General features: G+C 65.4%; 19 protein-coding genes. 11 read left to right on the top strand and 8 right to left on the bottom strand.

The window, feature by feature from the left end:
• Positions 1-957, top strand: coding sequence for a homoserine kinase (gene thrB, locus ABD050_RS17685; RefSeq protein ID WP_343890809.1), 957 nt, complete (start codon positions 1-3; stop codon positions 955-957).
• Positions 954-1,418 (top strand): ribonuclease HI, encoded by a 465-nt coding sequence (gene rnhA, locus ABD050_RS17680; protein ID WP_343890808.1) that lies wholly within the window; start codon positions 954-956, stop codon positions 1,416-1,418. The genes thrB and rnhA overlap by 4 nt, the downstream gene beginning before the upstream one ends.
• Positions 1,419-1,421: 3 nt before the next feature.
• On the opposite strand, the gene ABD050_RS17675 is transcribed toward rnhA, so the two are convergent.
• From ABD050_RS17675 to ABD050_RS17665, 3 genes are read right to left on the bottom strand one after another with little or no spacing between them, the layout of a single operon-like run.
• Complete coding sequence (locus tag ABD050_RS17675; RefSeq protein ID WP_343890807.1) at positions 1,422-1,589, bottom strand: YegP family protein; 168 nt, start codon at positions 1,587-1,589, stop codon at positions 1,422-1,424.
• A gap of 47 nt (positions 1,590-1,636) precedes the next feature.
• Positions 1,637-2,728, bottom strand: coding sequence for an NAD(P)/FAD-dependent oxidoreductase (locus ABD050_RS17670; RefSeq protein WP_343890806.1), 1,092 nt, complete (start codon positions 2,726-2,728; stop codon positions 1,637-1,639).
• Positions 2,729-2,759: 31 nt separating this feature from the next.
• On the bottom strand, positions 2,760-3,698 hold the full coding sequence (locus ABD050_RS17665; RefSeq protein WP_343890805.1) for an alpha/beta fold hydrolase: 939 nt from the start codon (positions 3,696-3,698) through the stop codon (positions 2,760-2,762).
• Between the two features lie 48 nt (positions 3,699-3,746).
• Between ABD050_RS17665 and ABD050_RS17660 the strand changes: the two genes are divergently transcribed.
• From ABD050_RS17660 to ABD050_RS17625, 8 genes are all read left to right on the top strand, one after another.
• Positions 3,747-4,220, top strand: coding sequence for an A24 family peptidase (locus ABD050_RS17660; RefSeq protein ID WP_343890804.1), 474 nt, complete (start codon positions 3,747-3,749; stop codon positions 4,218-4,220).
• A gap of 49 nt (positions 4,221-4,269) precedes the next feature.
• Positions 4,270-5,301 carry a Flp pilus assembly protein CpaB gene (cpaB, locus tag ABD050_RS17655; RefSeq protein ID WP_343890803.1) on the top strand — a complete coding sequence of 344 codons (1,032 nt, stop codon included), beginning with the start codon at positions 4,270-4,272 and terminating at the stop codon, positions 5,299-5,301.
• Positions 5,301-6,983, top strand: a complete 1,683-nt coding sequence (locus ABD050_RS17650; RefSeq protein ID WP_343890802.1) for a type II and III secretion system protein family protein — start codon at positions 5,301-5,303, stop codon at positions 6,981-6,983. Before cpaB ends, ABD050_RS17650 begins: the two co-directional genes overlap by 1 nt.
• Before the next feature lie 23 nt (positions 6,984-7,006).
• Positions 7,007-7,642 (top strand): CpaD family pilus assembly protein, encoded by a 636-nt coding sequence (locus ABD050_RS17645; protein WP_343890801.1) that lies wholly within the window; start codon positions 7,007-7,009, stop codon positions 7,640-7,642.
• 1 nt (position 7,643) lies between these two features.
• Entirely contained in the window at positions 7,644-8,933 is a 1,290-nt protein-coding gene (locus ABD050_RS17640; protein ID WP_343890800.1) for a pilus assembly protein CpaE, read from the top strand.
• Positions 8,934-9,012: 79 nt separating this feature from the next.
• Entirely contained in the window at positions 9,013-9,987 is a 975-nt protein-coding gene (locus tag ABD050_RS17635) for a type II secretion system F family protein (protein WP_343890799.1), read from the top strand.
• 19 nt (positions 9,988-10,006) lie between these two features.
• A complete protein-coding gene (locus ABD050_RS17630; protein WP_343890798.1) occupies positions 10,007-10,999 on the top strand; it encodes a type II secretion system F family protein in 993 nt (330 codons plus the stop codon).
• An 80-nt stretch (positions 11,000-11,079) separates the two neighbouring features.
• Positions 11,080-11,838 (top strand): hypothetical protein, encoded by a 759-nt coding sequence (locus ABD050_RS17625; RefSeq protein WP_343890797.1) that lies wholly within the window; start codon positions 11,080-11,082, stop codon positions 11,836-11,838.
• A gap of 304 nt (positions 11,839-12,142) precedes the next feature.
• Here the strand turns inward: ABD050_RS17625 and ABD050_RS17620 are convergent, their stop codons facing one another.
• The 5 genes from ABD050_RS17620 to ABD050_RS17600 all read right to left on the bottom strand — a co-directional run bounded on the left by ABD050_RS17620 (position 12,143) and on the right by ABD050_RS17600 (position 19,714).
• Complete coding sequence (locus tag ABD050_RS17620; RefSeq protein ID WP_343890796.1) at positions 12,143-12,664, bottom strand: DUF1254 domain-containing protein; 522 nt, start codon at positions 12,662-12,664, stop codon at positions 12,143-12,145.
• Complete coding sequence (locus ABD050_RS17615; protein ID WP_343890795.1) at positions 12,661-13,236, bottom strand: DUF1214 domain-containing protein; 576 nt, start codon at positions 13,234-13,236, stop codon at positions 12,661-12,663. Before ABD050_RS17615 ends, ABD050_RS17620 begins: the two co-directional genes overlap by 4 nt.
• A 290-nt stretch (positions 13,237-13,526) precedes the next feature.
• Positions 13,527-16,193: a pyruvate, phosphate dikinase gene (gene ppdK / locus ABD050_RS17610; RefSeq protein ID WP_343890794.1), complete on the bottom strand. Its 2,667-nt coding sequence runs from the start codon at positions 16,191-16,193 to the stop codon at positions 13,527-13,529.
• A 70-nt stretch (positions 16,194-16,263) separates the two neighbouring features.
• Positions 16,264-18,705 carry a glycine--tRNA ligase subunit beta gene (gene glyS, locus ABD050_RS17605; protein ID WP_343890793.1) on the bottom strand — a complete coding sequence of 814 codons (2,442 nt, stop codon included), beginning with the start codon at positions 18,703-18,705 and terminating at the stop codon, positions 16,264-16,266.
• A gap of 154 nt (positions 18,706-18,859) precedes the next feature.
• Positions 18,860-19,714, bottom strand: coding sequence for a glycine--tRNA ligase subunit alpha (locus tag ABD050_RS17600; protein ID WP_343890895.1), 855 nt, complete (start codon positions 19,712-19,714; stop codon positions 18,860-18,862).
• Positions 19,715-19,859: 145 nt separating this feature from the next.
• Here ABD050_RS17600 and ABD050_RS17595 point away from each other — a divergent pair, with 145 nt between their 5' ends.
• Positions 19,860-20,981, top strand: coding sequence for a TraB/GumN family protein (locus ABD050_RS17595; RefSeq protein WP_343890792.1), 1,122 nt, complete (start codon positions 19,860-19,862; stop codon positions 20,979-20,981).
• Positions 20,982-20,994: the final 13 nt, after the last annotated feature.

Here is a 20,994-nt window from a genome sequence, read left to right as displayed (position 1 = left end):
ATGGCGGTCTATACCCAGGTTTCGGCCGAAGCGCTGGCCCGCTTCCTGGCGGGCTTCGACCATGGCGAGCTGGTCTCGGCCAAGGGCATCGCCGAGGGCGTGGAGAACAGCAATTATCTCGTCGACACCACTGCCGGCCGCTTCATCCTGACGCTGTACGAAAAGCGGGTGAATGCGGGAGACCTGCCCTTCTTCCTGGCGATGCTCGATCACCTGGCCGCGCGCGGCAACGCGGTCCCGCGCGCCCTGCCCGATCGCAACGGCGTCGCGATCCACGAGCTCGAGGGCCGGCCGGCATGCCTGATCGAGTTTCTACCGGGGGTATCGGTATCCCACCCGACCGAGGCGCAGGCTTTTGCGGCCGGCGCGGCGATGGGCCGGATGCATGAGGCGCTGGCTGATTTCGCGCTCGTTCGTGAAAATTCGATGGGCATCGATACCTGGCGGCCGCTGTTCGAACGCTGTGGCCGCGATCTCGATGGCATCGCGCCGGGTCTCTATGACGGAGTCGGCTTCGCTCTTGACGATGTGCTGGCCGGCTGGCCAGGCCACCTCCCGACCGGCACCATTCATGCCGACCTGTTTCCCGACAATGTGCTGATGCGTGGCGACACCGTGACCGGGCTGATCGACTTCTATTTCGCCTGCACCGACATCCGCGCTTATGATCTGGCGATCATGCACGGCGCCTGGTCCTTCGATTCCACGGGGGCGCAGATCTATCCGGCGATTGGACAAGCGTTGATCGCTGGATATCAGCAGGCCTTTGGCCTTCTTGCCGAAGAGCGCGCTGGCCTTCTTTACCTCTCGAAGGGCGCCTGTGTTCGCTTCCTGCTCTCCAGGGCGTGGGATTGGCTCAACACACCCGCCGGGGCGATGGTGACGCGCAAGGATCCGCTCGCCTATCTGCGGCGATTCAAGGCCTATGATATTCAGGGAACGGCATTGTTCGGATGAGCGACCTGGCGGCGGAACTGACCAAGGTCGAGATCGCGACTGATGGTGCGTGCAAAGGCAATCCAGGGCCCGGCGGTTGGGGCGTCGTGATCCGGTCGGGCACGCGGGAACGCGACCTGTCGGGCGGCGAGAAGCTCACCACCAACAACCGGATGGAGCTGACCGCAGCGATCGAGGGCCTCAACGCGCTCAAGCGTCCGTGTAACGTCACGCTGTCGACTGACAGCCGCTATGTGATGGACGGCCTCACCAAATGGATCAAAGGCTGGCAGAAGAATGGCTGGAAGACGGCCGCCAGGCAGCCAGTGAAGAACGCCGACTTGTGGCAGGCTCTGCTCGAGGCGGCAAAGCCTCACCGGATCAAGTGGCAATGGGTCAAGGGCCATGCCGGTCATCCCGACAATGAGCGCGCCGACAAGCTCGCGAGCAACGCAGCAATGGCGGCAGGCCGGGCTACGTAGCGCCTATTCGGTCGGGGCGTCGGGGCCGTTCTTCTTGATCGAATCGATCGCGTTCTGGGCGCCGGCCTTGCTCGAATAGCCCTCTGTCCAGAAGATGATTTCGCTATTGTATTTGAACTTGGCGACATATTCGCCCGCCTTGTTCTGCTCGATCACGAACTTGTGTGCCATGGCTACTCTCCCGAATTTGTGCGATCTGGATAGTTGTTCCCGCTGCGTCACGCCATCCGAAAGCGATCGGGCGCATAGAGAGCAGGATCAATTGCGGCGACCATCCGCTCCGGGGCGGTGCCGAGCAGCAGAGCCGCAGCCAACGCAGCGCCGGCCGGCGCGGTCTGGATGCCGAAGCCGCCCTGCCCTGCGCACCAGAAAAAGCCGGGCATGGTCGCATCGAAGCCATAAACCGGCAGCCGATCGGGCGCGAAGCTCCTGAGGCCGGCCCAGCGCCGCTCGACAGCCGCGACCTTCCAGTCGACCACCCGTTCGAGCCGGTCGATGGCAATCGCAACATCCAGCTCTTCGGGCTGCGCATCGCCGGGCTCGGCCGGCGTCTCGTCGTGCGGGCTCAGCCATAGCCGTCCGCCCGCCTCCGGCTTGAAATAGAAGGTGCCGGTAATGTCGGAGACATGCGGTAAGGTAGCATCGGGTGCCGGCTCCGTGCGAAGCTGGACTATCGTCCGCCGATAGGGCTGAATGCCGATCGGTGCGACACCCGCTTTGGCGGCGACCATATCGGCCCAGGCGCCGGCCGCGTTGACGAGGACCGACGCCGCATAAAAGCCGACTCCGGTCTCGAGCTCCCAGTCGCCGCCCTTGCGCGTAGCGGCGACGAGGGGCGCGTCGAGGATCATCTCAGCGCCGGCACGCCGCGCCCGAGCCAGGCTGTCCGCGTGGAGCGCGGCCACGTCGATATAGGCGCAACTCGCCTCGAGCACGCCCAATGTCCAGTCATCGCGCAAGCCCGGCACAAGAGCGGCGGGGTCGACGCGGTCGAGCCCGATGCCGCTTGAATCGAACTCGGCGAGAAAGGCTTCGATCGCAGCTGCATCCGCCGCGCGGCCGATATGCAGCGCCCCAAGCGGCTCAAGGAAGCCGCCGGCCCGCAACGCAGTTCCCGAAGCGGTCGTCAGCGGCTGGACTCCGGGGCCGCCATAGGTCTCGGACCAGAAGGCGGCCGATCGGCCGGTCGCATGATAGCCCGGGACGTCCTCCGCCTCGATCAGCAGCACCGATGCGTGGGGCGCTATCGCGGCGGCAAGGCTCGCACCCGCCATTCCCGCCCCGACAATGGCGACATCATAATGTTTCAAAAAACGGCCTCCGTAGCCCTCACCGCAACCGCTACTGCGCGCGCGCGGCGAGGAAGATGTCGATCTCACCGATCGCGCGGTTGCGGACGCCATCCGCCTCGCGGAGCACTTCATGCGCCGATTCCGACCCGAATCGCACCACGCGCGCATCGGGAAGGCGGGACGCTATCTGCAGCGCCGCCTTCGGGTTCACGAGCTTGTCGGCTTCGGCGACGATCATCAGCACCGGCACGGTCATCGTTCTGAGCCGCGGGTCCTCGCGCAGGCGCCGGGTCGATTCGAACGCCTGAATCACCCAGCGCCAGCTCGGCGGCCCTAGGAGAAGCTCGGGCTTGGCCGTCTGCCAATATATCTCATCGTCGTATCGAGCGCGGTCATGGGTGAGCAGCGCCTGGCGCGTGGTGGTGGTCGCGGGCCGCTCATTGGTTTTCCAAGCAGGCCGTGCCGAATTGCCGACACCGCCGAGGAAACGGGCGAGCCGCTCGCCGCCCCGCGCTCCGAGCGGACTGTGGAGACCAAGCATCGGTGCGATCAGCACGGCGGCATCGGGCCGGGCGAGCCCTTCGGTCAGGGCGCGCAGGACCAGGTGCCCCCCCATCGAATGACCCATGATGACACGCGGCCCGGCCGCATCGCGCGACCAATCATTCCAGAAGGCGGCGAAATCGGAAATGAAAATATCGAAATTTTCGACGTGGCCGACATGGGGGTCGGGTGAGAGACGCCCAGATCCACCCTGGCCGCGCCAGTCGAACGCTGTGATCGACCAGCCCTGGCTGTGCCAGTGCGCGAAGGCCTCGAGATATTTCTCGAAAATGTCGCCGCGCCCGCCCTGGAACAGGATGCTGCCGCGTGGATGCCCCTCCGCCGGCCAGTCGAAACGTCGCAGCGGCCAGCCGTCGGGCGCGTTCCAGTGCGAGATGCGGGCGCTGGCCGGAATCGCGCGGCGATAGAGTTGTGGGGAAACCATTGGGTCTGGTTACTTTTTGGAAAGCCATTCCGTCTAGGGAAATTACCGATGGGTGGGGTTTTGAACGCTTTGTTGGTTGGCACCTTGGTGCTTCTTCTCGTTTCGGCGGGAATCCAAGATGCGCGCACGCGCGAGATCGCCAATTGGAAAAACGCCGCGATCGCCCTGCTCGCTCCCTTGTGGTGGTGGTCGCACGGCCTCGCACTCTGGCCCGACATGATACAGCTGTTCGGCATCGCGGCGGCGGTCTTCGCCCTTTTCTGCGTTGCGTTCCATTTCGGCTGGATGGGCGGCGGCGACGTCAAGATGATCGGCGCGCTGAGCTTGTGGTTCTTCTGGATCCAGTCGCTCGCAGAAATGCTGATCGTGATGTCATTGATCGGCGGCGCGATCACGCTGCTTCTGATGATCGAGCGCACGATCCGTAAAAACACAGCGCAAATCGAAATACCTTATGGCGTCGCAATCGCAATCGCTGCGCTCCTAGTAATTCGTGAACCGAATTTTAACCAGTTCCTGTGATTGATTAACGCGGGCTCAATTGATCCGCGCCCGAAAGGCCTGAAACGTCATGGATAGTCGCAAGATCATTCTCCTCGTAGGCGCTCTGATCGTCGCTGCGATCACGGCCTTCATGGCCCGCAGCCTGATCATGGGTGGGGGAAGCCCACAAGCCGGCGCGGCAACCGCGATCGCGGCGCCGATCGATGGCCCCGAAGTGCTGGTCGCGACACGGGCTTTGCCTGTCGGCACCATCCTGGACGCCACCGCGCTGAAGTTTCAGCCATGGCCAAAGGAACTCGTCGACAACGCCTATTTCATCAAGAAGGATACCGACCTGAAGTCGCTTCAGGGCACGGTCGTCCGCAATGCGATCACCGCCGGTCAGCCGGTTACCCAGGGCGCGCTCGTCAAGCCCGGCGATCGTGGCTTCCTCGCCGCGGCACTCGGCCCGGGCATGCGCGCCGTGACGGTGCCGGTTTCGGCCCAGACCGGCGTTGCCGGCTTTGTCTTTCCGGGCGACCGGATCGATCTGGTGCTGACCCAGACTGTGCCTGGCGGCGGCGATGGCCCGCCGCTCAAGGTCGCCGAGACGATCCTGCACAATCTCCGCGTGCTCGCAACCGACCAGCGCACCGACAACACGACCGGCGACGACGGCAAGACAGTGGTGCACACTTTCTCGAACGTCACCCTCGAGGCGACGCCGAAGATTGCCGAGCAGATCGCGGTCGCTCAGACGCTCGGGGCGATCTCGCTCTCGCTGCGCTCGATCGCCGACAATAACAGCGAACTCGAAGAAGCGATCGCCAATGGCGAGGTCAAGGTACCCGAGGGCAACGATCCCAAGGCCGAGAAGGCGATGATGCTGAAAGTTGCGAACCAGCCCAGCGCGGCCGGTTCGACTGTCGCCACCGGCGCCGACGTCTCGCGCTTCCAGCGCCGGACCGTCCCCGGCAAGCCGGTCGAGGCGCTGCCGGGCGGCATGCAGGGTGCCGGTACGACGAGTGCCTTTCCCGGTGGTGCCGTTGCCACTGGCCCCGTGGTGCACGTCGTACGCGGAAATGCAGTCACCGATGTTTCGGTCGGAGGGAAGAAGTAATGCATATCAGGGACTTCCTTCACCGCTCGGTTGCGGCAACGGTAGCGGTGGCACTGGTTGCCTCAACTGCCCTGACCGCCCTGTCCGCGGCTCCGAAAAAGGCGCGTCCGACAGGACATGTCGCCACGAAGGCCCGGGTCGGGACACTCCCTGCCGGCAGCCAGCGCCCGACCCACGAGGTTCTGCTCTCGATCGGCGAAGGTGAACTGATCACCCTGCCCGCCGACGTTACTGACGTGTGGACGTCAAGCCCGGACATCGCTGACGTCTATGTCAACAATCCGCGCCAGATTCACCTGTTCGGCAAGGCATTCGGCGAAGCGACTCTGTTCGCGACCACTGCCCATGGCACCGTGGTGTATTCGGCCAATATCCGTGTCAGCCAGAACCTGACGTCGATCGACCGCATGCTCAAGCTCGCCATGCCGGACGCCGACGTCAAAGTGGTCACCACCGGGCAGCTCGCCGTCCTGACCGGCACTGTCGCCACGCCCGACGACAGTGCCCAGGCGCAGCGGATCGTCACGGCGTTGCTCAACCCGGGGGTCAACGCTTCCGACGCGTCCGCCACGCTGAAGATCGCCGTGTTCAATCGTCTCAAGATGGCGACTCCGCTTCAGGTCAACCTGCAGGTTCGTTTTGCCGAGGTCAGCCGCAGCTTCGTCAAGAATATCGGGGTCAATCTCACCAATCGCCAAGTCGGCAATGGCGCGCTCTTCGGCATCAGCCAGGGACGGCAGGGCACCATCGCCACGGTTCCCGGTACGCCGGGAAGCACGACGGTCGACGCTAACGGGCTCACCCCGGGCGGTACGATATACACCTTTCCGGCGAACACCGGCATGGGCACCGTGCTCGGCCTGGCCGGCCACGCATTCGGCATGGACCTGCTCACGTCGCTCGATCTGGGCGAACGCGATGGTCAGGTCTCGACACTGGCCAACCCGAACCTGACCGCGCTCTCGGGCGAGACCGGCACCTTCCTTGCGGGCGGCGAGTTTCCGATCCCGATCTCCCAGGGGCTGGGGGCGGTCTCGGTCGAGTACAAGCAATATGGTGTCAGCCTGTCCTATACGCCGACAGTGCTCGCAGATGGCCGCATCTCATTGCGCGTCCGCCCCGAAGTGTCGCAGCTTTCCAGCGCCGGTTCCGTGACGCTCAACGGCGTCGTGATCCCCGCGCTCACCACGCGGCGCGCCGAGACGACGGTCGAGCTTGGCTCCGGGCAGAGCTTCATGATCGCGGGCCTGCTGCAGAATGATCACCAGAACTCGATCGACAAGGCGCCGGCGCTCGGCGACATGCCGATCCTTGGCGCGCTATTCCGCTCCAACAGCTTCCAGCGCAACGAAACCGAACTCGTAATCGTCATCACCCCGTATCTGGTGAAGCCGGTCAACGCGAACGACATTGTCCTGCCGACTGACGGCTACAAGGCACCGACCGATCTCGACCGCGTGTTCCTGGGCCAGATCGGCGGCGGCACTACCGGCGGCGACCGGCCCAAGCCGACCATGGCTCCGCCGGTCGGCGGCGCGCCGGCATTCGGCGCCGCCGCCCCGGTGCCGCCGGTGCCCGAGCCGGAGCGCCGTGAGCTTTCAGTGCAGAAGGCGCCGCCACCCGAGCCGAAATCAACCAAGGGCAAGGCCATGGCCGCCGCGCCCGGCTTCAGTTCCAATTGACCGCCGCCGTCGAGGGATATCCCATGTTCAAGCGCACCATCCTCCTCGCTTCCGCCCTCGCCCCGGCCCTGCTGCTGGGCGCCTGCGGAGGCACGCAGAATCGCGGCCTCGAATCGGTACACCAGCCGGTGGTGAGCCGGACTGACTATGCGTTCGACGTCAACACGAGCGGCAATGGCCTCGCGCCGGGCGAGGAACATCGCCTCGCCGGATGGATGGCGTCGCTGCGGCTCGGCTATGGCGACCGCGTTTCGATCGACGATCCCAACCCTTATGGCAGCGGCGTCCGCAACGATGTCGCGGCTGAAGTGGCGCGCTACGGCCTGCTCCTGTCGGAAGACAAACCGGTCACCGGCACCACCGTCGCTCCGGGTACAGTCCGCATCGTGATCACGCGGATGAAGGCAACCGTACCGGGTTGCCCCGATTTCAGCCGTCAGAGCCAGCCGGAATTCAACAGCAACACCTCGTCCAACCAAGGCTGCGCGATCAACGCGAACCTTGCGGCAATGGTCGCCAATCCAGCCGATCTGGTCCGCGGCCAGCCTGGTGCCGGTACAAGCGACGATGCCGCCTCGCTCAAGGCCATCGACACCTTCCGCAAGGCGACCCCCACGGGAGCCGGCCCCCTGAAATCCGACAGCGCGGGAAGCAAGTAAAATGAACGCACCCTTCACTCCGGGACGGGTTGGCCAACGCGAACCCTTCGTCGCCTTTGTCTGCGACGAGACCACTGCCGAGATCGTCCGCCCCGTCGCCGTCGAAATGGGCTGGGTACCCGAAAAGGTGAACAAGGGCGGCCTGCGCAATGCGGTCCAGTCGCTTTCAGTCTCGGCCAGCCCGCAGATCCTGTTCGTCGACCTCTCCGAATCGGGCGATCCGCTGAACGACATCAACGCGCTCGCCGAGGTCTGCGAGCCGGGTACGGTCGTGATCGCGGCCGGCCAGGTCAATGATGTACGGCTCTATCGCGATCTCGTGGTGAGCGGCATCCAGGATTATCTGCTCAAGCCGCTGACGCCCGACATGCTGCGCGAGGCATTCACCCACGCCCAGGCGATCCTCAACGCGCCGAAGAACGCTGAAGGCAGCGTCGAGCGGCCGCATTGCTCGACCGCGATCATCGGCGCCCGCGGCGGCGTCGGCGCATCGACGATCGCCACGTCGGTCGCCTGGATCCTCAGCGAGAAGGGCGGCCGCACGACCGCGTTGCTCGATCTCGACGTGCATTTCGGCACCGGCGCGCTCTCGCTCGATCTCGAGCCAGGCCGCGGCCTGACCGACGCAATCGAGAATCCAAGCCGCATCGACGGCCTGTTCATCGAGCGCGCGATGGTGAAGTCGAGCGAGATGCTCTCGGTGCTCTCGGCCGAAGCCCCGATCAACTCGCCGGTGCTCACCGACGGCAGCGCCTTCTACCAGTTGCAGGAGGAGATGCGCGCAGCATTCGAGTGCACGATCGTCGACCTGCCGCGCAACATGCTGGTGCTCCACCCGCATCTGATCACCGACGTGCAGATCGCTGTGGTGGTGACCGAGCTGACCCTGGCCGCGGCCCGCGATTCGATCCGCATCCTCTCCTGGCTCAAGTCGAACGCACCGCAGACCCAGGTCTTCGTTGTCGCCAACAAGGTTCATTCAAGCGGTCAACTCGAGATCAATCGCAAGGATTTCGAGGGCTCGATCGAGCGCAAGATCGATTATGTCGTCCCCTTCGACCAGAAGCTCGGCGCGCAGGCGGCGAAGCTCGGCAAGCCGCTTGCCGAGGCCGGCAAGGGATCGAAGACGACCCAGCCGATCGTCGAACTCGCCACCGCACTGATGGGAGTCGGCGACTCGGCCGATCCCGCGGCCGCCGGCAAGAAGAAAGCGGGCGACAAGGGCAGCTCGCTGATGGGCAAGTTTTCTGACCTCAAATCGATGATGCAGAAAAAGGCGCCCAAGAAATAATCCTCGAATCCGCAACAGGTCACCGGAAACCGACGGCACATAAACCGTCCGTCAACGAAACGGAGCGCTTGATACCGCAATGCCATTGATGCCGTTCATCGCGCTGGTCGCCGGGGCCCTAACCATCATGGTGATGATGACGTTCGCCTTTGCCGGGCCGTCGCCGGAGCGCGCCAGCGCGCGCCGGATGACGTCCCTGCGCGCCCGGCACAGCGAATCGGCCAATGCGGCGGTCGAGGCGCAGATGCGCCGCATCACCGCGAACCGCGCCACCAGGATGGATCTGGCGGCGATGCGCTTCCTGCCGCGCCCCGCCCTGCTGAAGAAGCGCCTGGCGATGACCGGCAAGACCTGGACGGTCGGCCAATATGGCCTGGCGACGCTGGGCATCATCGTGGTCGTCATGCTGCTGCTCGTGCTCAAGGGCCTGCCCATCCTTCTGTCACTGCTGGTCGGCATCGTGCTTGGCGCCGGCATCCCGCACATGACGGTCGGCTTCTTCATCAAGCGGCGGATCGCCAAGTTCAACGCGAAGTTCCCCGATGCGATCGAGCTCCTCGTGCGCGGCCTGCGCTCGGGCCTGCCGATCAGCGAGACGATTCAGGTCGTCGGCCAGGAGGTCGATGGTCCGGTCGGCGTCGAGTTCCGCTCGATCACCGACAAGATGAAGATCGGCCGGACGATGGACGCAGCGCTCCAGGAAACCGCCGACCGGCTGAACACGCCTGAATTCCAGTTCTTCGTCATCACGATCGCAATCCAGCGCGAGACCGGCGGCAACCTGGCCGAGACGCTCGCCAACCTCGCCAATGTGCTGCGCATGCGCGGCCAGATGAAGCTCAAGATCAAGGCGATGTCGTCCGAATCCAAGGCTTCCGCCTACATCATCGGCTCGCTGCCCTTCATCGTGTTCGGCATGATCTGGATGATCAACGGCAGCTATATGCAGACCTTCTTCATCGACCAGCGGCTGATGGTCGCCGGCGGCGGCGGGCTGATCTGGATGGCGATCGGCGGCTTCATCATGGCCAAGATGATCAACTTCGAAATCTAAGGGAGCGGCAGCGGTTTTCATGGGCGAAGGCGGACCAAAGATCCTCGGGGTCGACGTGATGTGGGTGGCGACGTTGCTTTCGGGCGTCGCCGCCTTCGCCGTGCTGCTCGCGATCTACGCCGCCACCACGGTGCGCGACCCGATGGTCAAGCGCGTCAAGGCGCTCAACGAACGCCGCGAGCAGCTCAAGGCCGGCATCACCGCCTCGACCAAGCGCCGCGCCAAGCTCGTCACCAAGAACGAGACGACCGACCGGATCCGCGCCATCCTCTCCTCGCTGAAGGTGCTGCAGGAGAGCCAGGTCAAGGCAGCGCAGATCAAGCTGATGCAGGCCGGCATCCGCTCCAAGGAATATGCCGTCGCGGTCATCTTCGGCCGGCTGGTGCTGCCGATCATCTTCGGCGGGCTGATCGTGTATCTCGTGTACGGCACCGACGCCTTCGCGACCTACAGCCCGCTGAAGCGTTACGGCATCGTCGCGGTCACCTTCATCCTGAGCTACAAGGCGCCCGACATCTTCCTCAAGAACAAGATCACCAAAAGGTCGAACCTGATCCGCAAGGGCTTGCCCGATGCGCTCGACCTGCTCGTGATCTGTGCCGAAGCGGGACTGACCGTCGATGCCGCCTTCCAGCGCGTCGCCCGCGAACTGGGCAAGGCCTATCCCGAACTCGGCGACGAATTCACCCTCACGGCAATCGAGCTCGGCTTCCTCTCCGAGCGCCGCCAGGCTTTCGAGAACCTCGCCTCGCGGGTGAAGCTGGATGCGCTGAAAGGCGTCGTCACGACGATGGTGCAGACCGAAAAATACGGAACGCCGCTGGCTTCGGCGCTTCGCGTGCTCTCAGCCGAGTTCCGCAACGAGCGCATGATGCGTGCCGAGGAAAAGGCAGCGCGACTGCCGGCGATCATGACCGTGCCGCTGATCCTGTTCATCCTGCCGGTGCTGTTCATCGTCATCCTCGGGCCGGCCGCCTGCTCGATTTCGGACGCTTTCAAGGGCGGCATTTAAGGCCATATCGGATGCTTGCTACGAAGCGTGGTTGACGGCAGTATCGTTAACGCTCCGTAACATCCGATAAGGGCGCGCCAATGCTGTTCAGCAATCCATCGCAGTTTGTCGTCCTTGGCCTCGTTTTCTTCATCGGCCTGATCTTTGCCTTCGTGATCCACCCCGGCGGCCGCAAATGGAAGAACCTCTACCAGGAGGAGGTCGAGGACAACGCGGCCTATCGCAACGACGCCGACCACGAGATCCGCGCCGCCAGAAAGCGCATCGCCGAGCTCGAGAAGGCGCTCGAGCAAAAGCTCTCCGAAGCCGCGCCCATCTCCCTTCCCGAAGCGCCCAGCGCGCCGCAGCCGGTATGGCGCATGGCCGAAACGGCGCCGGTCGACGCTGTTCCAGTCGATACCGCGCCGGTTGAAGCTGTCCCCGCCGAAGCGGCCGCGCCGGTCGTGATCGAGGCGGCACCGATCGCTGAAGCCGCGCCCGTGGCCGAGGTGATGCCGGCCCATGAGACAGTCGAGGCAGTGCCGCTTGCCGTCATCGTCGAGCCCAAGCAGCCCGACGACGCGAAAAAGGCGTGGCTCGGCGCCGCGGGCTATAATGACCTGACTCGGATCCGCGGCATCGACAGCGTCCTCAATAACCGGCTGTTCGGGCTTGGCGTGACCCGGTTCGCCGATATCGAGAAGCTGTCGGCCGAAGACGAGATCGCGCTCGAGCAGCGGCTGAACGTTCCCGCCGGGTTCATCGCGCGCGAGCAATGGCGCGACCAGGCGGCGTTGCTGCGGGCGGGCAACAATGCCGAGCATGAGGCGCGGTTCGGTTCGACGAACGTCACCGCCTAGGGCCATCTTCGACACGGCGCCGGCAGCGCCGCTGTTCCTCGCTGTTTTCCCGCTGTTTTCCGCTGTTATCTCGAATTACTTTTTTCGCCGCTGTTATGTTGGAGTTTGAAGGAGGTTTCTTCCCTCCATTTCAACACCATAGCCCCCTTCCCGCTGTTATCGAAGAACAGCGGGACAACAGCGACCGAACAGCGGATTTTTTCCGACAATGAGAAAGATCAAGCCGGGATCGAGAGCACGGATTGCCCCCGACCTACTGCATTGCGGCGAAGGTTGAATCCGCCATCGCCAGGGCGAGAGGCCGCTATCCGGCGCGGCAGGTGGTCGCGCGGCGTTCAGCGTCGGTCGCAGGAAAGCGCGCACGGACATCGATGAGGATACGGACAAGGGCGATGCCACGCGTCCCGTCGACATGGACGGCCTCATATCCTTTCGGCGCTGTCTGCCCCGGCGCCAGGACGGCGATATGGAAAGGCTGGCCGCGCGCTTTTTCCCCGTTGCGCACAAGGGCGGCATTGGTGTGCGAATCGAAGATCGACAGCGACCAGTAAGGCGCCGGCACCGGCACCGCATCGATCAGCAGCGGGCCGCCGGTGAGGTCGAACGGGCAGGAAGAATAAGCGAGATCAGGACTGGGGCGGACGATCGTGCGCGAAGCCGAGGTGGCGAGCGGGGCATGAGTGAACCGGTTCATCCCGCCCATTTTGGCCACCCGCTCGACGGCGAGCCGCATCAACGCATCGGGCGTGGCGGCCATGACAAGATGCCACGCAGCGACGCCGAGCACGACGCCGAGGAGGAGCGGCCCGATCCAGCGGCGGATCATGCGCAGACCTCGCGGGTGATCTTCGGGAGCTGGGCCCGGGTGAAATTGCCCTTGCCGCCGTCATCCGGGCGATAGGCGCGCAAGGTCAGCTCGAAACGGCCGGCCCTGCCCGTCGGAAGCCAGTTGCCCGGCTGGGGGTCGGGCGCAACGATGATGGTCCAGTGCGCCTGCTCCGACGAAGGCAGCGCGGCGCTCCCCACCGAATAGATGCCGGGCGTGTTGGCGACGAGGTACCCCTTGGGATCGTAGAGAGTCAGGCTCCACCATCTGGCGGGCAGGCCGACCCCGTCGAGACGGTAGCGGCATTTCCCGTCGAGCGGGCGGCCCGCATCGTCGACCGAAGCGTTGTAATAGCGCGCCTCGCTCGCGGGCAGCGCGAGCAGGCCGCGCAACGCGACCACCGCACGGGTATAGGCGCTTGCCTCGGCGGTGCCGAAATCCCTGCCGGTCGTCCAGGCGCCGATCGCGTCGGCCGAGCCGATGGCGCCGGCCCGCACGCTCCACGCCGCACCGCCGGCGCCGAGCAGGATGCCGGCGACTGCGCAGAGGAGGAAACGCATCCAGGGTTTCACGCCGCTCCCCCTTAGGTCCTGCCCGACTTGTTCCGGCGCTCGTGGTGCGCCGCATTCTCGGCGAAGGTTATGCGATCAATCTGCCGCTGCGCCAAGCCCCATGGAGGCCCGCGGAACAAGTCCCATAGACGCTAAGTTAAGCGGCTATATCGCTGTAATAGGTCTATTTTAGATACGAATCCTGTTTCCAAAATCGTCATGCCGGACTTGTTCCGGCATCCACTAAGCCGCGTTCCGAACAATCGGGACGTAGAAAACGCGGCCCGGTGGATCCCGGAACAAATCCGAGATCAGCCTTTCGCCGCCAGCGCCGCCTGCGCCGCGGCCAGCCGTGCGATCGGGACGCGGTAGGGGGAGGCCGAGACGTAATCGAGGCCGATCTTCTCGCAGAACGCGATCGACGCCGGATCGCCGCCATGCTCGCCGCAGATGCCGAGCTTGATGTCGGGGCGGGTCGCCCTGCCCCGCTCGGCGGCCATCTCGATGAGCTGGCCGACGCCCTCGATATCGAGGCTGACGAACGGATCCCGTGCGTAGATGCCGCGCTCGACATAGGTTGTCAGGAAGCGCGCGGCGTCGTCGCGGCTGACGCCCAGCGTCGTCTGGGTCAGGTCGTTGGTGCCGAAGGAGAAGAAGGCCCCGACCTCGGCGATCTCGCCGGCCATCAACGCTGCGCGCGGCAGCTCGATCATCGTGCCGACGAGATACTCGATCGTGGCGCCCTTGTCGGCGAACACCGCCTGGGCGGCCTTGTCGACCACCGCCTTCATCAGCTCGAGCTCGCGCCGTGTGGCGACGAGCGGGATCATCACCTCGGGGATCGGCGCCGAGCCCGATTTCTCGGCGACGGCGATCGCCGCCTCGAAGATGGCGCGGGCCTGCATTTCGTAGATTTCGGGATAAGTGACGCCAAGACGGCAGCCGCGATGGCCGAGCATCGGGTTGAACTCGTGAAGCTCGGCCGCGCGGCGCTTGAGCACGTCGATATCGACACCGGCGGCGCTCGCCACCTCAGCGAATTCGGCCTCCTCGTGCGGCAGGAATTCGTGCAGCGGCGGATCGAGCAGGCGGATCGTCACCGGCAGGCCGGCCATCACCTCAAAAAGCTGGATGAAATCGGCGCGCTGCTCGGGCAGCAGCTTTTCGAGCGCCACGCGCCTGCCCGCCTCGTCCTCGGCCAGGATCATCTGGCGGACGGCAGTGATGCGGGCCGCGTCGAAGAACATATGCTCGGTGCGGCAGAGACCAATGCCCTCGGCGCCGAATTCGCGCGCGACCTTGGCATCGAGCGGCGTCTCGGCATTGGCGCGGACCTTGAGGCGGCGGACCCCGTCTGCCCAGACCATCAGCGTGCCGAAATCGCCAGCCAGCTCGGGCTGGACGGTGGGGACTGCGCCCATCATCACTTCGCCGGTCGAGCCGTCGATCGTGACGATATCGCCCTCGCGCACCTCGCGGCCGGCGACGCGCATGATCCCCGCCTTGGCGTCGATCGAGATCGTGCCCGCACCCGAGACGCAGGGGCGGCCCATGCCGCGCGCGACCACGGCGGCGTGGCTGGTCATGCCGCCGCGCGCGGTGAGGATGCCCCTGGCGGCGTGCATGCCGTGAATGTCCTCAGGCGAGGTCTCGACGCGGATGAGGATGACGCTCTCGCCCGCGGCCGCGCGCTTCTCCGCGGTGTCGCTGTCGAATACCGCAGCGCCCGAGGCTGCGCCCGGGCTGGCGGGCAAGCCCTTGGTCAGCACGTCGCGCCTGGCCGCGGGGTCGAGCGTCGGGTGGAGCAGCTGGTCGAGCGCGGCTGGGTCGACCCGGGCGACTGCTTCCTCGCGGGTGATCAGGCCTTCCTCGGCCATGTCGACGGCGATCTTCAGCGCTGCCTTGGCGGTGCGCTTGCCCGAGCGGGTCTGGAGCATCCAGAGCTTGCCCTGCTGCACCGTGAACTCGATGTCCTGCATGTCGCGATAATGGTTTTCGAGCAGGTCGAACACCTTGGCGAGTTCAGTGAACACCACCGGCATCGCCTCTTCCATCGAGGCGGGCTTGGCGCCGGCTGCCTCGCGCGACGCCTTGGTCAGATATTGCGGGGTGCGGATGCCGGCGACGACATCCTCGCCCTGCGCGTTGATCAGGAACTCGCCATAATAGGCCCGGTCGCCCTTGGCGGGATCGCGGGTGAACGCGACGCCGGTGGCCGAGGTGTCGCCCATATTGCCGAACACCATTGCCTGGACATTGACCGCGGTGCCCCAGCTCGCGGGAATGTCGTTGAGGCGGCGATAGACCTTGGCCCGCTCGGACTGCCAGGAGCCGAACACGGCGCCGACCGCGCCCCAGAGCTGGTCGTGAACGTCCTGCGGAAAGGGCTTGCCCCATTGCGCCTCGACCAGGCCCTTATATTCGGCGACCAAAGCCTGGAGGTCCTCGGCGGTGAGATCGGTATCGAGGAAATAGCCGCGATCTTCCTTGGCGATGTCGAGCGCATCCTCGAAGCCGCGATGATCGAGCTCGAGCACGACATCCGAATACATCTGGATGAAGCGGCGATAGCTGTCCCAGGCGAAGCGGGCGTCTCCCGAGGTGGCGGCGAGGCCCTGCACCGTCTCGTCGTTGAGGCCGAGATTGAGGACTGTATCCATCATCCCGGGCATCGAGGCGCGGGCGCCCGAGCGGACCGAGACGAGGAGCGGATCGGCCGGATCGCCGAATGTCTTGCCGGTCACCCCTTCGATATGAGCGATGCCGGTCGCGACCTCGTCGCGCAACCCTTTCGGGAAAGCGCGGCCTTCGTCATAATAGACGGCGCAGAATTCAGTCGAGATGGTGAAGCCGGGGGGGACCGGCAGGCCGATCGAAGCCATTTCGGCAAGGTTCGCGCCCTTGCCGCCCAGCAGGTTGCGATCGCCCCTGCCGCCATCGGAAACACCCCCGCCGAAGCGGTAAACGTACTGCGTCATTCGTCAGTCCTCTGTGTGCCTGGTTTTCGCTGGGGAGGCGAGGCAATTGGCGGGGCGAACGTGCGTTGCGTCAGCCCTCGATTTTGGAAAAGTCCGCGACGGCGTGCACGGCATCGCGGACGCGGGCGAGCAGCGCGAGGCGCGCCTCGCGTTTCGCGGGGTCGGGGTCGTTGACGGTCACGTCGTCGAAGAAACGGTCGATCGGGGCGCGGAGGGTGGCGAGCGCCGCCATGGCGGCTTCGAAATCCTCGGCTTCCACGGCGGAGGCGGCGCGCGGCGCGGCGCTGTCGAGCGCGGCGATAAGCGCGGCTTCGGCTGGTTCGGGCGTGTAGCTCAACTTCCCCTCTCCCAGCGGGAGAGGGAGGGGCCCGCTCGGCGCAGTCGAGTGGGAGGGTGAGGGTGAGGGTGACGACGACGACTGCGCGTCACCCTCACCCCGCGGCGCATCCGCGCCTGGCCCCTCTCCCGCTGGGAGAGGGGCGAAACCCTCCTTCTTCAGGATATTCGCCGCGCGCTTGTATCCGGCAAGCAGGTTCGCGCCGTCCTCGGTGCGGACGAACGCCTGAAGCGCATGAACGCGGGCGAGCAGGCGGACGAGATCGTCTTCACCCCCGAGCGCGAACACCGCGTCGATCAGGTCGTGGCGAACACCGGCTTCGCGTTGCTGGACCTTGAGGCGGTCGATCAGGAATTGAAGGACGCCGTCCCGCGCGGACTTTGCGTGCACACCAAAAGCCAAGGCGTTAACGAAATCGGCGTTATCGAAATCGTCGCCACGTTCGAACTCGCGCAGCAGATCATCTTGATTGACGCTATATTTTTGTTGCCACGCTCCAACCGTTTGGCCTTTAAATTGGAGGGATTCGAGGTCGGTTAGATACTCAAACAACCAGCCAAACCGCACTCGCAACTTGTTGGCCAGCAACAACGCTACCGTACCCAGCGCCGCACGCCGAAGCGCGAAAGGGTCTTTCGAACCGGTGGGGCGTTCATTTATCAGGTAAAATTGAAACAGGCTGTCGAGCTTGTCGGCCAACGACACCGCCACCGTCACCGGCGCAGTCGGCACATCATCGCCCTGCCCGACCGGCTTGTAATGATCGCGCACCGCATCGGCGACCGCGTCGGGCTCGCCCTGCGCCCGCGCATAATAGCCGCCCATCAAGCCCTGAAGCTCGGGGAATTCGCCGACCATGCCGGTGACGAGATCGGCCTTGGCGAGGCGTGCGGCGCGTTCGGCCATGTCTGCCAAGAGCGCGACATCATCCCCCTCCCGCTTGCGGGAGGGGTTAGGGGAGGGCGTGTCCGAAGGAGCGGCGTCAGCAATGACAGGCCCTCCCCCAGCCCCTCCCGCACGCGGGAGGGGGGAAGAAGAAGTGACGATCCCTTCCTCGACCAGCCAGCGCGCGAGCTTGGCGACGCGGTCGACCTTGTCCGCCACCGTGCCGAGCTTCTCGTGAAACACGATCCGATCGAGCTTCCTGGCCTGCTCCTCGAGCGGAACCTTGAGATCCTGCTCCCAGAAGAATTTCGCGTCCGACAGCCGCGCCGCGAGCACCTTGCGGTTGCCCTCGACGATCTTCTCGCCGCCATCGACCGCGTCGATATTGGCGGTGCAGACGAAGGCGTTGGCGAGCTTGCCGTCGCGATCCTGGCAGACGAAATATTTCTGGTTCACCCGCGCCGTGAGCTGGATCACCTCGGGCGGCACGTCGAGGAACGCTTCGTCGAAGCGGCCGAGCAGCGGCATCGGCCATTCAGTAAGGCCGGCATTCTCGACCAGCAGACCTTCATCACGCACCAGGGTCAGGCCGACCTTGGACGCAGCCATGGTCGCGCCCAGCGCGATGATCGACTGGCGTTCGTCCTGGTCGACAATGACATGGCAGGCACGAAGCTTCTCGGCATAGTCCGAGGCGCTGCCGATCGTGATGACGCCGGGATGGTGGAAGCGATGGCCGACGGTCGCTGAGCCCGAATGGAGGCCGGCGATCTCGAAGGGCACGACGTCGCTGCCGAGCAACGCGACGATGCCCTGCAAGGGACGCACCCAGCGCAAGGACTCGGTCGAGGCCGAGGCCTCGCCCCAGCGCATCGATTTGGGCCAGGGGAAGGCGCGGATGATCGCGGGAATCGCCTCGGCGAGCACGTCGGCGGCGGCGCGGCCGGGCTTCCGGGTGACGGCGAACAGCACCTTGTTGCCCTTGCCGTCCTCGCGTTCCTCGAGCTGGTCGCGCGCGAGGCCGGTCGAGCGGAGGAAACCCTCGAGCGCCTGGGCCGGCGCATCGGCGCGGGGGCCCTTGCGTTCTTCGCTCGTCGCTTCGGTTTCGAGCGGGAGATCGCGGGCAATGAGCGCGAGGCGGCGCGGCGTGGCGAAGGTGACGATCGCGTCGGCGCGGAGGCCCGCCTTGTCGAGCTCGGCGGCGAACAGGCGGGCGAGATCGTCGCGCGCCTTGCCCTGCATGCGTGCAGGGATTTCCTCAGAGCGGAGTTCCAGGAGGAAGTCAGTCAAATTCCCTCTCCCAGCGGGAGAGGGAGGGAGCAGCGCAGCTGCGGAAGGGTGAGGGTGAGTGAAGGAGCGCAATGGTCGCGCTCACCCTTCCCATCGCTAAAGCGATGGGCCCCTTCCCTCTCCCGCCGGGAGAGGGAGATGAGCTCCCGCGCGCTCACGCCGACCACCCGTTCTTGTCCATCCAGGCCTGGCAGCTGCCTTTCGCCAGATCGCGCACACGGCCCATATAGGCCTGGCGCTCGGCGACCGAAATCACGCCCCGCGCCTGGAGCAGATTGAACACATGGCTCGCCTTGATCGCCTGCTCATAGGCTGGGATCGGCAGCTTCGCCTCCAGGCAATTCTCGCACTCTGCGGTCGCCTTGCGGAACAGGTCGAACAAGGCCTCGGTATTGGCGACCTCGAAATTCCAGGTCGACATCTCCCGCTCATTCTCGAGGAACACGTCGCCATAGGTCACGGCCGGGCGATTGCCCTGCGCATCGTTGAAGGCGAGATCGTAGATGCTGTCCTTGTTCTGCAGATACAGCGCCAGCCGCTCGAGCCCATAGGTCAGCTCGCCGGCGACCGGCTTGCAGTCGAAGCCGCCCATCTGCTGGAAATAGGTGAACTGGGTGACTTCCATGCCGTCGCACCAGACTTCCCAGCCGAGCCCCCAGGCGCCGAGCGTCGGCGATTCCCAGTCATCCTCGACGAAGCGGATATCGTGCCGGGTGAAATCGATGCCGATCGCCGCCAGCGACCCCAGATAGAGCTCCTGCAGATCGGGCGGGCTCGGCTTCAGGATGACCTGATACTGGTAATAATGCTGGAGCCGGTTCGGATTCTCGCCGTAGCGACCGTCGGTCGGGCGACGGCACGGCTGGACGAAGGCTGCGTTCCACGACTCGGGACCGAGCGCGCGCAGGGTCGTCGCGGTGTGGAAGGTGCCGGCGCCCATCTCCATGTCATAGGGCTGGAGGATCAGGCAGCCGCGCTCACTCCAGTAATCATGGAGCTTGAGGATCATGCGCTGGAAGCTCAGCGGCTCAGTCACGACGCGGTAAAACCCTTCGCAGATGCGGTAGAACAACGGGCGCCGCTTTGGCGCATGGCCCGAAAGGGGTCAACCGCGCGCGATTGACGGGAAGCAAGCTTTCGGGTGTGTTAACCATATGTCACGGACAGGAGCTGCATGGGCGCCGGCGCGCGGCCCTGGACCGTGGCGCTGCGGAGTCGGGCTGGCGGCCCTGCTGTGCATCGGTGCCGCGCCTGCCCCGCGGATCCGCTATGCAGTGGTTGTCGATGCCCCCATCGTCACGCTGGAGGGCCAGCGCGCCGGACCGCGCATCGCCTATCCCGGGCTGCCGGTTGACGACCGGATCGCCCCCGACGACTTCGCGCTCGATGGCGACGGGAGCGATATCCCGAGCCCCGAAGAGATCCAGGCAGCCCAGGGCCGGATAAAGCTTGCCCAGCTTTCGCAGAATTACCGGCCCCATCCGGCGATCTGGAAGATCGGCCGCGGCAAGGCGACCATCTATCTGTTCGGCACCATCCATATCCTGCCGCCGGGCTTCCAGTGGCGGAATGAAGCGATCGACGGGATCGTTGACCAGGCCGACATGCTGATCGTCGAATCGGTTGACGAGAAAGCCGGCCTCGATTCGCTGGTGAACGGCCCGGCGCCTGCCCTGCCGCCGCTCGCGACGCGGGTTTCGCCGGATCACCGTGCAGCGCTCAAGCGATTCACTGACGGGCTTTCGCCCGGGGCGGCGGCCGCGCTCGATGGCATGCAGACCTGGGTCGCCGCGATTGCGATCGGTTATGTCAATGATTTCCGCGCCGGCGAGATTCCCGGGCCCGGCGCCGACGACTGGCTCGAGGCGCAGTTTCGGGCGGCCGGCAAGCCGGTGGTGCCGATCGAGAATGGCGATGCAGTGATGGCGACGGTGAGCGCCATCCCGGAGGCGGAGCAGCGCCGGATGCTCGACCTCGCGCTCGATGCGCCGGAGCGGCCGCGCGCCGAGGTGCGGGCGCCGATGCATGCCTGGGCGAAGGGCGAGGTCGGCGCCGCGTCAGCGCTGACGATCGATATGGCCGGCTCGAGCGGAACCGAGGCGCTGTCGGCACCGCTGCTCACCAACCGCAACCGCGCCTGGGCCGACAGCCTCGCGCGCCGGCTGAAGACGCCGGGCACTGCCCTGTTCGCGGCGGGGATCGGGCATTTCGTCGGGCCGGCTTCCCTGCTCGATCTGCTCCGCCAGCGCGGAATCACGGTGAAGCGGGTGGAGTGAGGCGGGAATTGCC

This window comes from Sphingomonas oligophenolica, from assembly GCF_039522915.1.
Lineage (GTDB): Bacteria > Pseudomonadota > Alphaproteobacteria > Sphingomonadales > Sphingomonadaceae > Sphingomonas > Sphingomonas oligophenolica.
Note: the sequence above shows the minus strand (reverse complement) of the source record. Positions and strands in the feature narration are given on the sequence as shown.

Excerpts from the sequence above, each read along its gene's own strand:
- ABD050_RS17595 (WP_343890792.1), top strand. The coding sequence starts at position 19,860 with ATGTCACGGACAGGAGCTGCATGGGCGCCGGCGCGCGGCCCTGGACCG.
- rnhA (WP_343890808.1), top strand. The coding sequence starts at position 954 with ATGAGCGACCTGGCGGCGGAACTGACCAAGGTCGAGATCGCGACTGAT.
- thrB (WP_343890809.1), top strand. The coding sequence starts at position 1 with ATGGCGGTCTATACCCAGGTTTCGGCCGAAGCGCTGGCCCGCTTCCTG.
- ABD050_RS17600 (WP_343890895.1), bottom strand. The coding sequence starts at position 19,714 with ATGATCCTCAAGCTCCATGATTACTGGAGTGAGCGCGGCTGCCTGATC.
- ABD050_RS17660 (WP_343890804.1), top strand. The coding sequence starts at position 3,747 with ATGGGTGGGGTTTTGAACGCTTTGTTGGTTGGCACCTTGGTGCTTCTT.
- ABD050_RS17640 (WP_343890800.1), top strand. The coding sequence starts at position 7,644 with ATGAACGCACCCTTCACTCCGGGACGGGTTGGCCAACGCGAACCCTTC.
- ppdK (WP_343890794.1), bottom strand. The coding sequence starts at position 16,193 with ATGACGCAGTACGTTTACCGCTTCGGCGGGGGTGTTTCCGATGGCGGC.
- ABD050_RS17630 (WP_343890798.1), top strand. The coding sequence starts at position 10,007 with ATGGGCGAAGGCGGACCAAAGATCCTCGGGGTCGACGTGATGTGGGTG.
- ABD050_RS17625 (WP_343890797.1), top strand. The coding sequence starts at position 11,080 with ATGCTGTTCAGCAATCCATCGCAGTTTGTCGTCCTTGGCCTCGTTTTC.
- ABD050_RS17650 (WP_343890802.1), top strand. The coding sequence starts at position 5,301 with ATGCATATCAGGGACTTCCTTCACCGCTCGGTTGCGGCAACGGTAGCG.
- ABD050_RS17635 (WP_343890799.1), top strand. The coding sequence starts at position 9,013 with ATGCCATTGATGCCGTTCATCGCGCTGGTCGCCGGGGCCCTAACCATC.
- ABD050_RS17645 (WP_343890801.1), top strand. The coding sequence starts at position 7,007 with ATGTTCAAGCGCACCATCCTCCTCGCTTCCGCCCTCGCCCCGGCCCTG.
- ABD050_RS17665 (WP_343890805.1), bottom strand. The coding sequence starts at position 3,698 with ATGGTTTCCCCACAACTCTATCGCCGCGCGATTCCGGCCAGCGCCCGC.
- cpaB (WP_343890803.1), top strand. The coding sequence starts at position 4,270 with ATGGATAGTCGCAAGATCATTCTCCTCGTAGGCGCTCTGATCGTCGCT.
- ABD050_RS17620 (WP_343890796.1), bottom strand. The coding sequence starts at position 12,664 with ATGATCCGCCGCTGGATCGGGCCGCTCCTCCTCGGCGTCGTGCTCGGC.
- ABD050_RS17675 (WP_343890807.1), bottom strand. The coding sequence starts at position 1,589 with ATGGCACACAAGTTCGTGATCGAGCAGAACAAGGCGGGCGAATATGTC.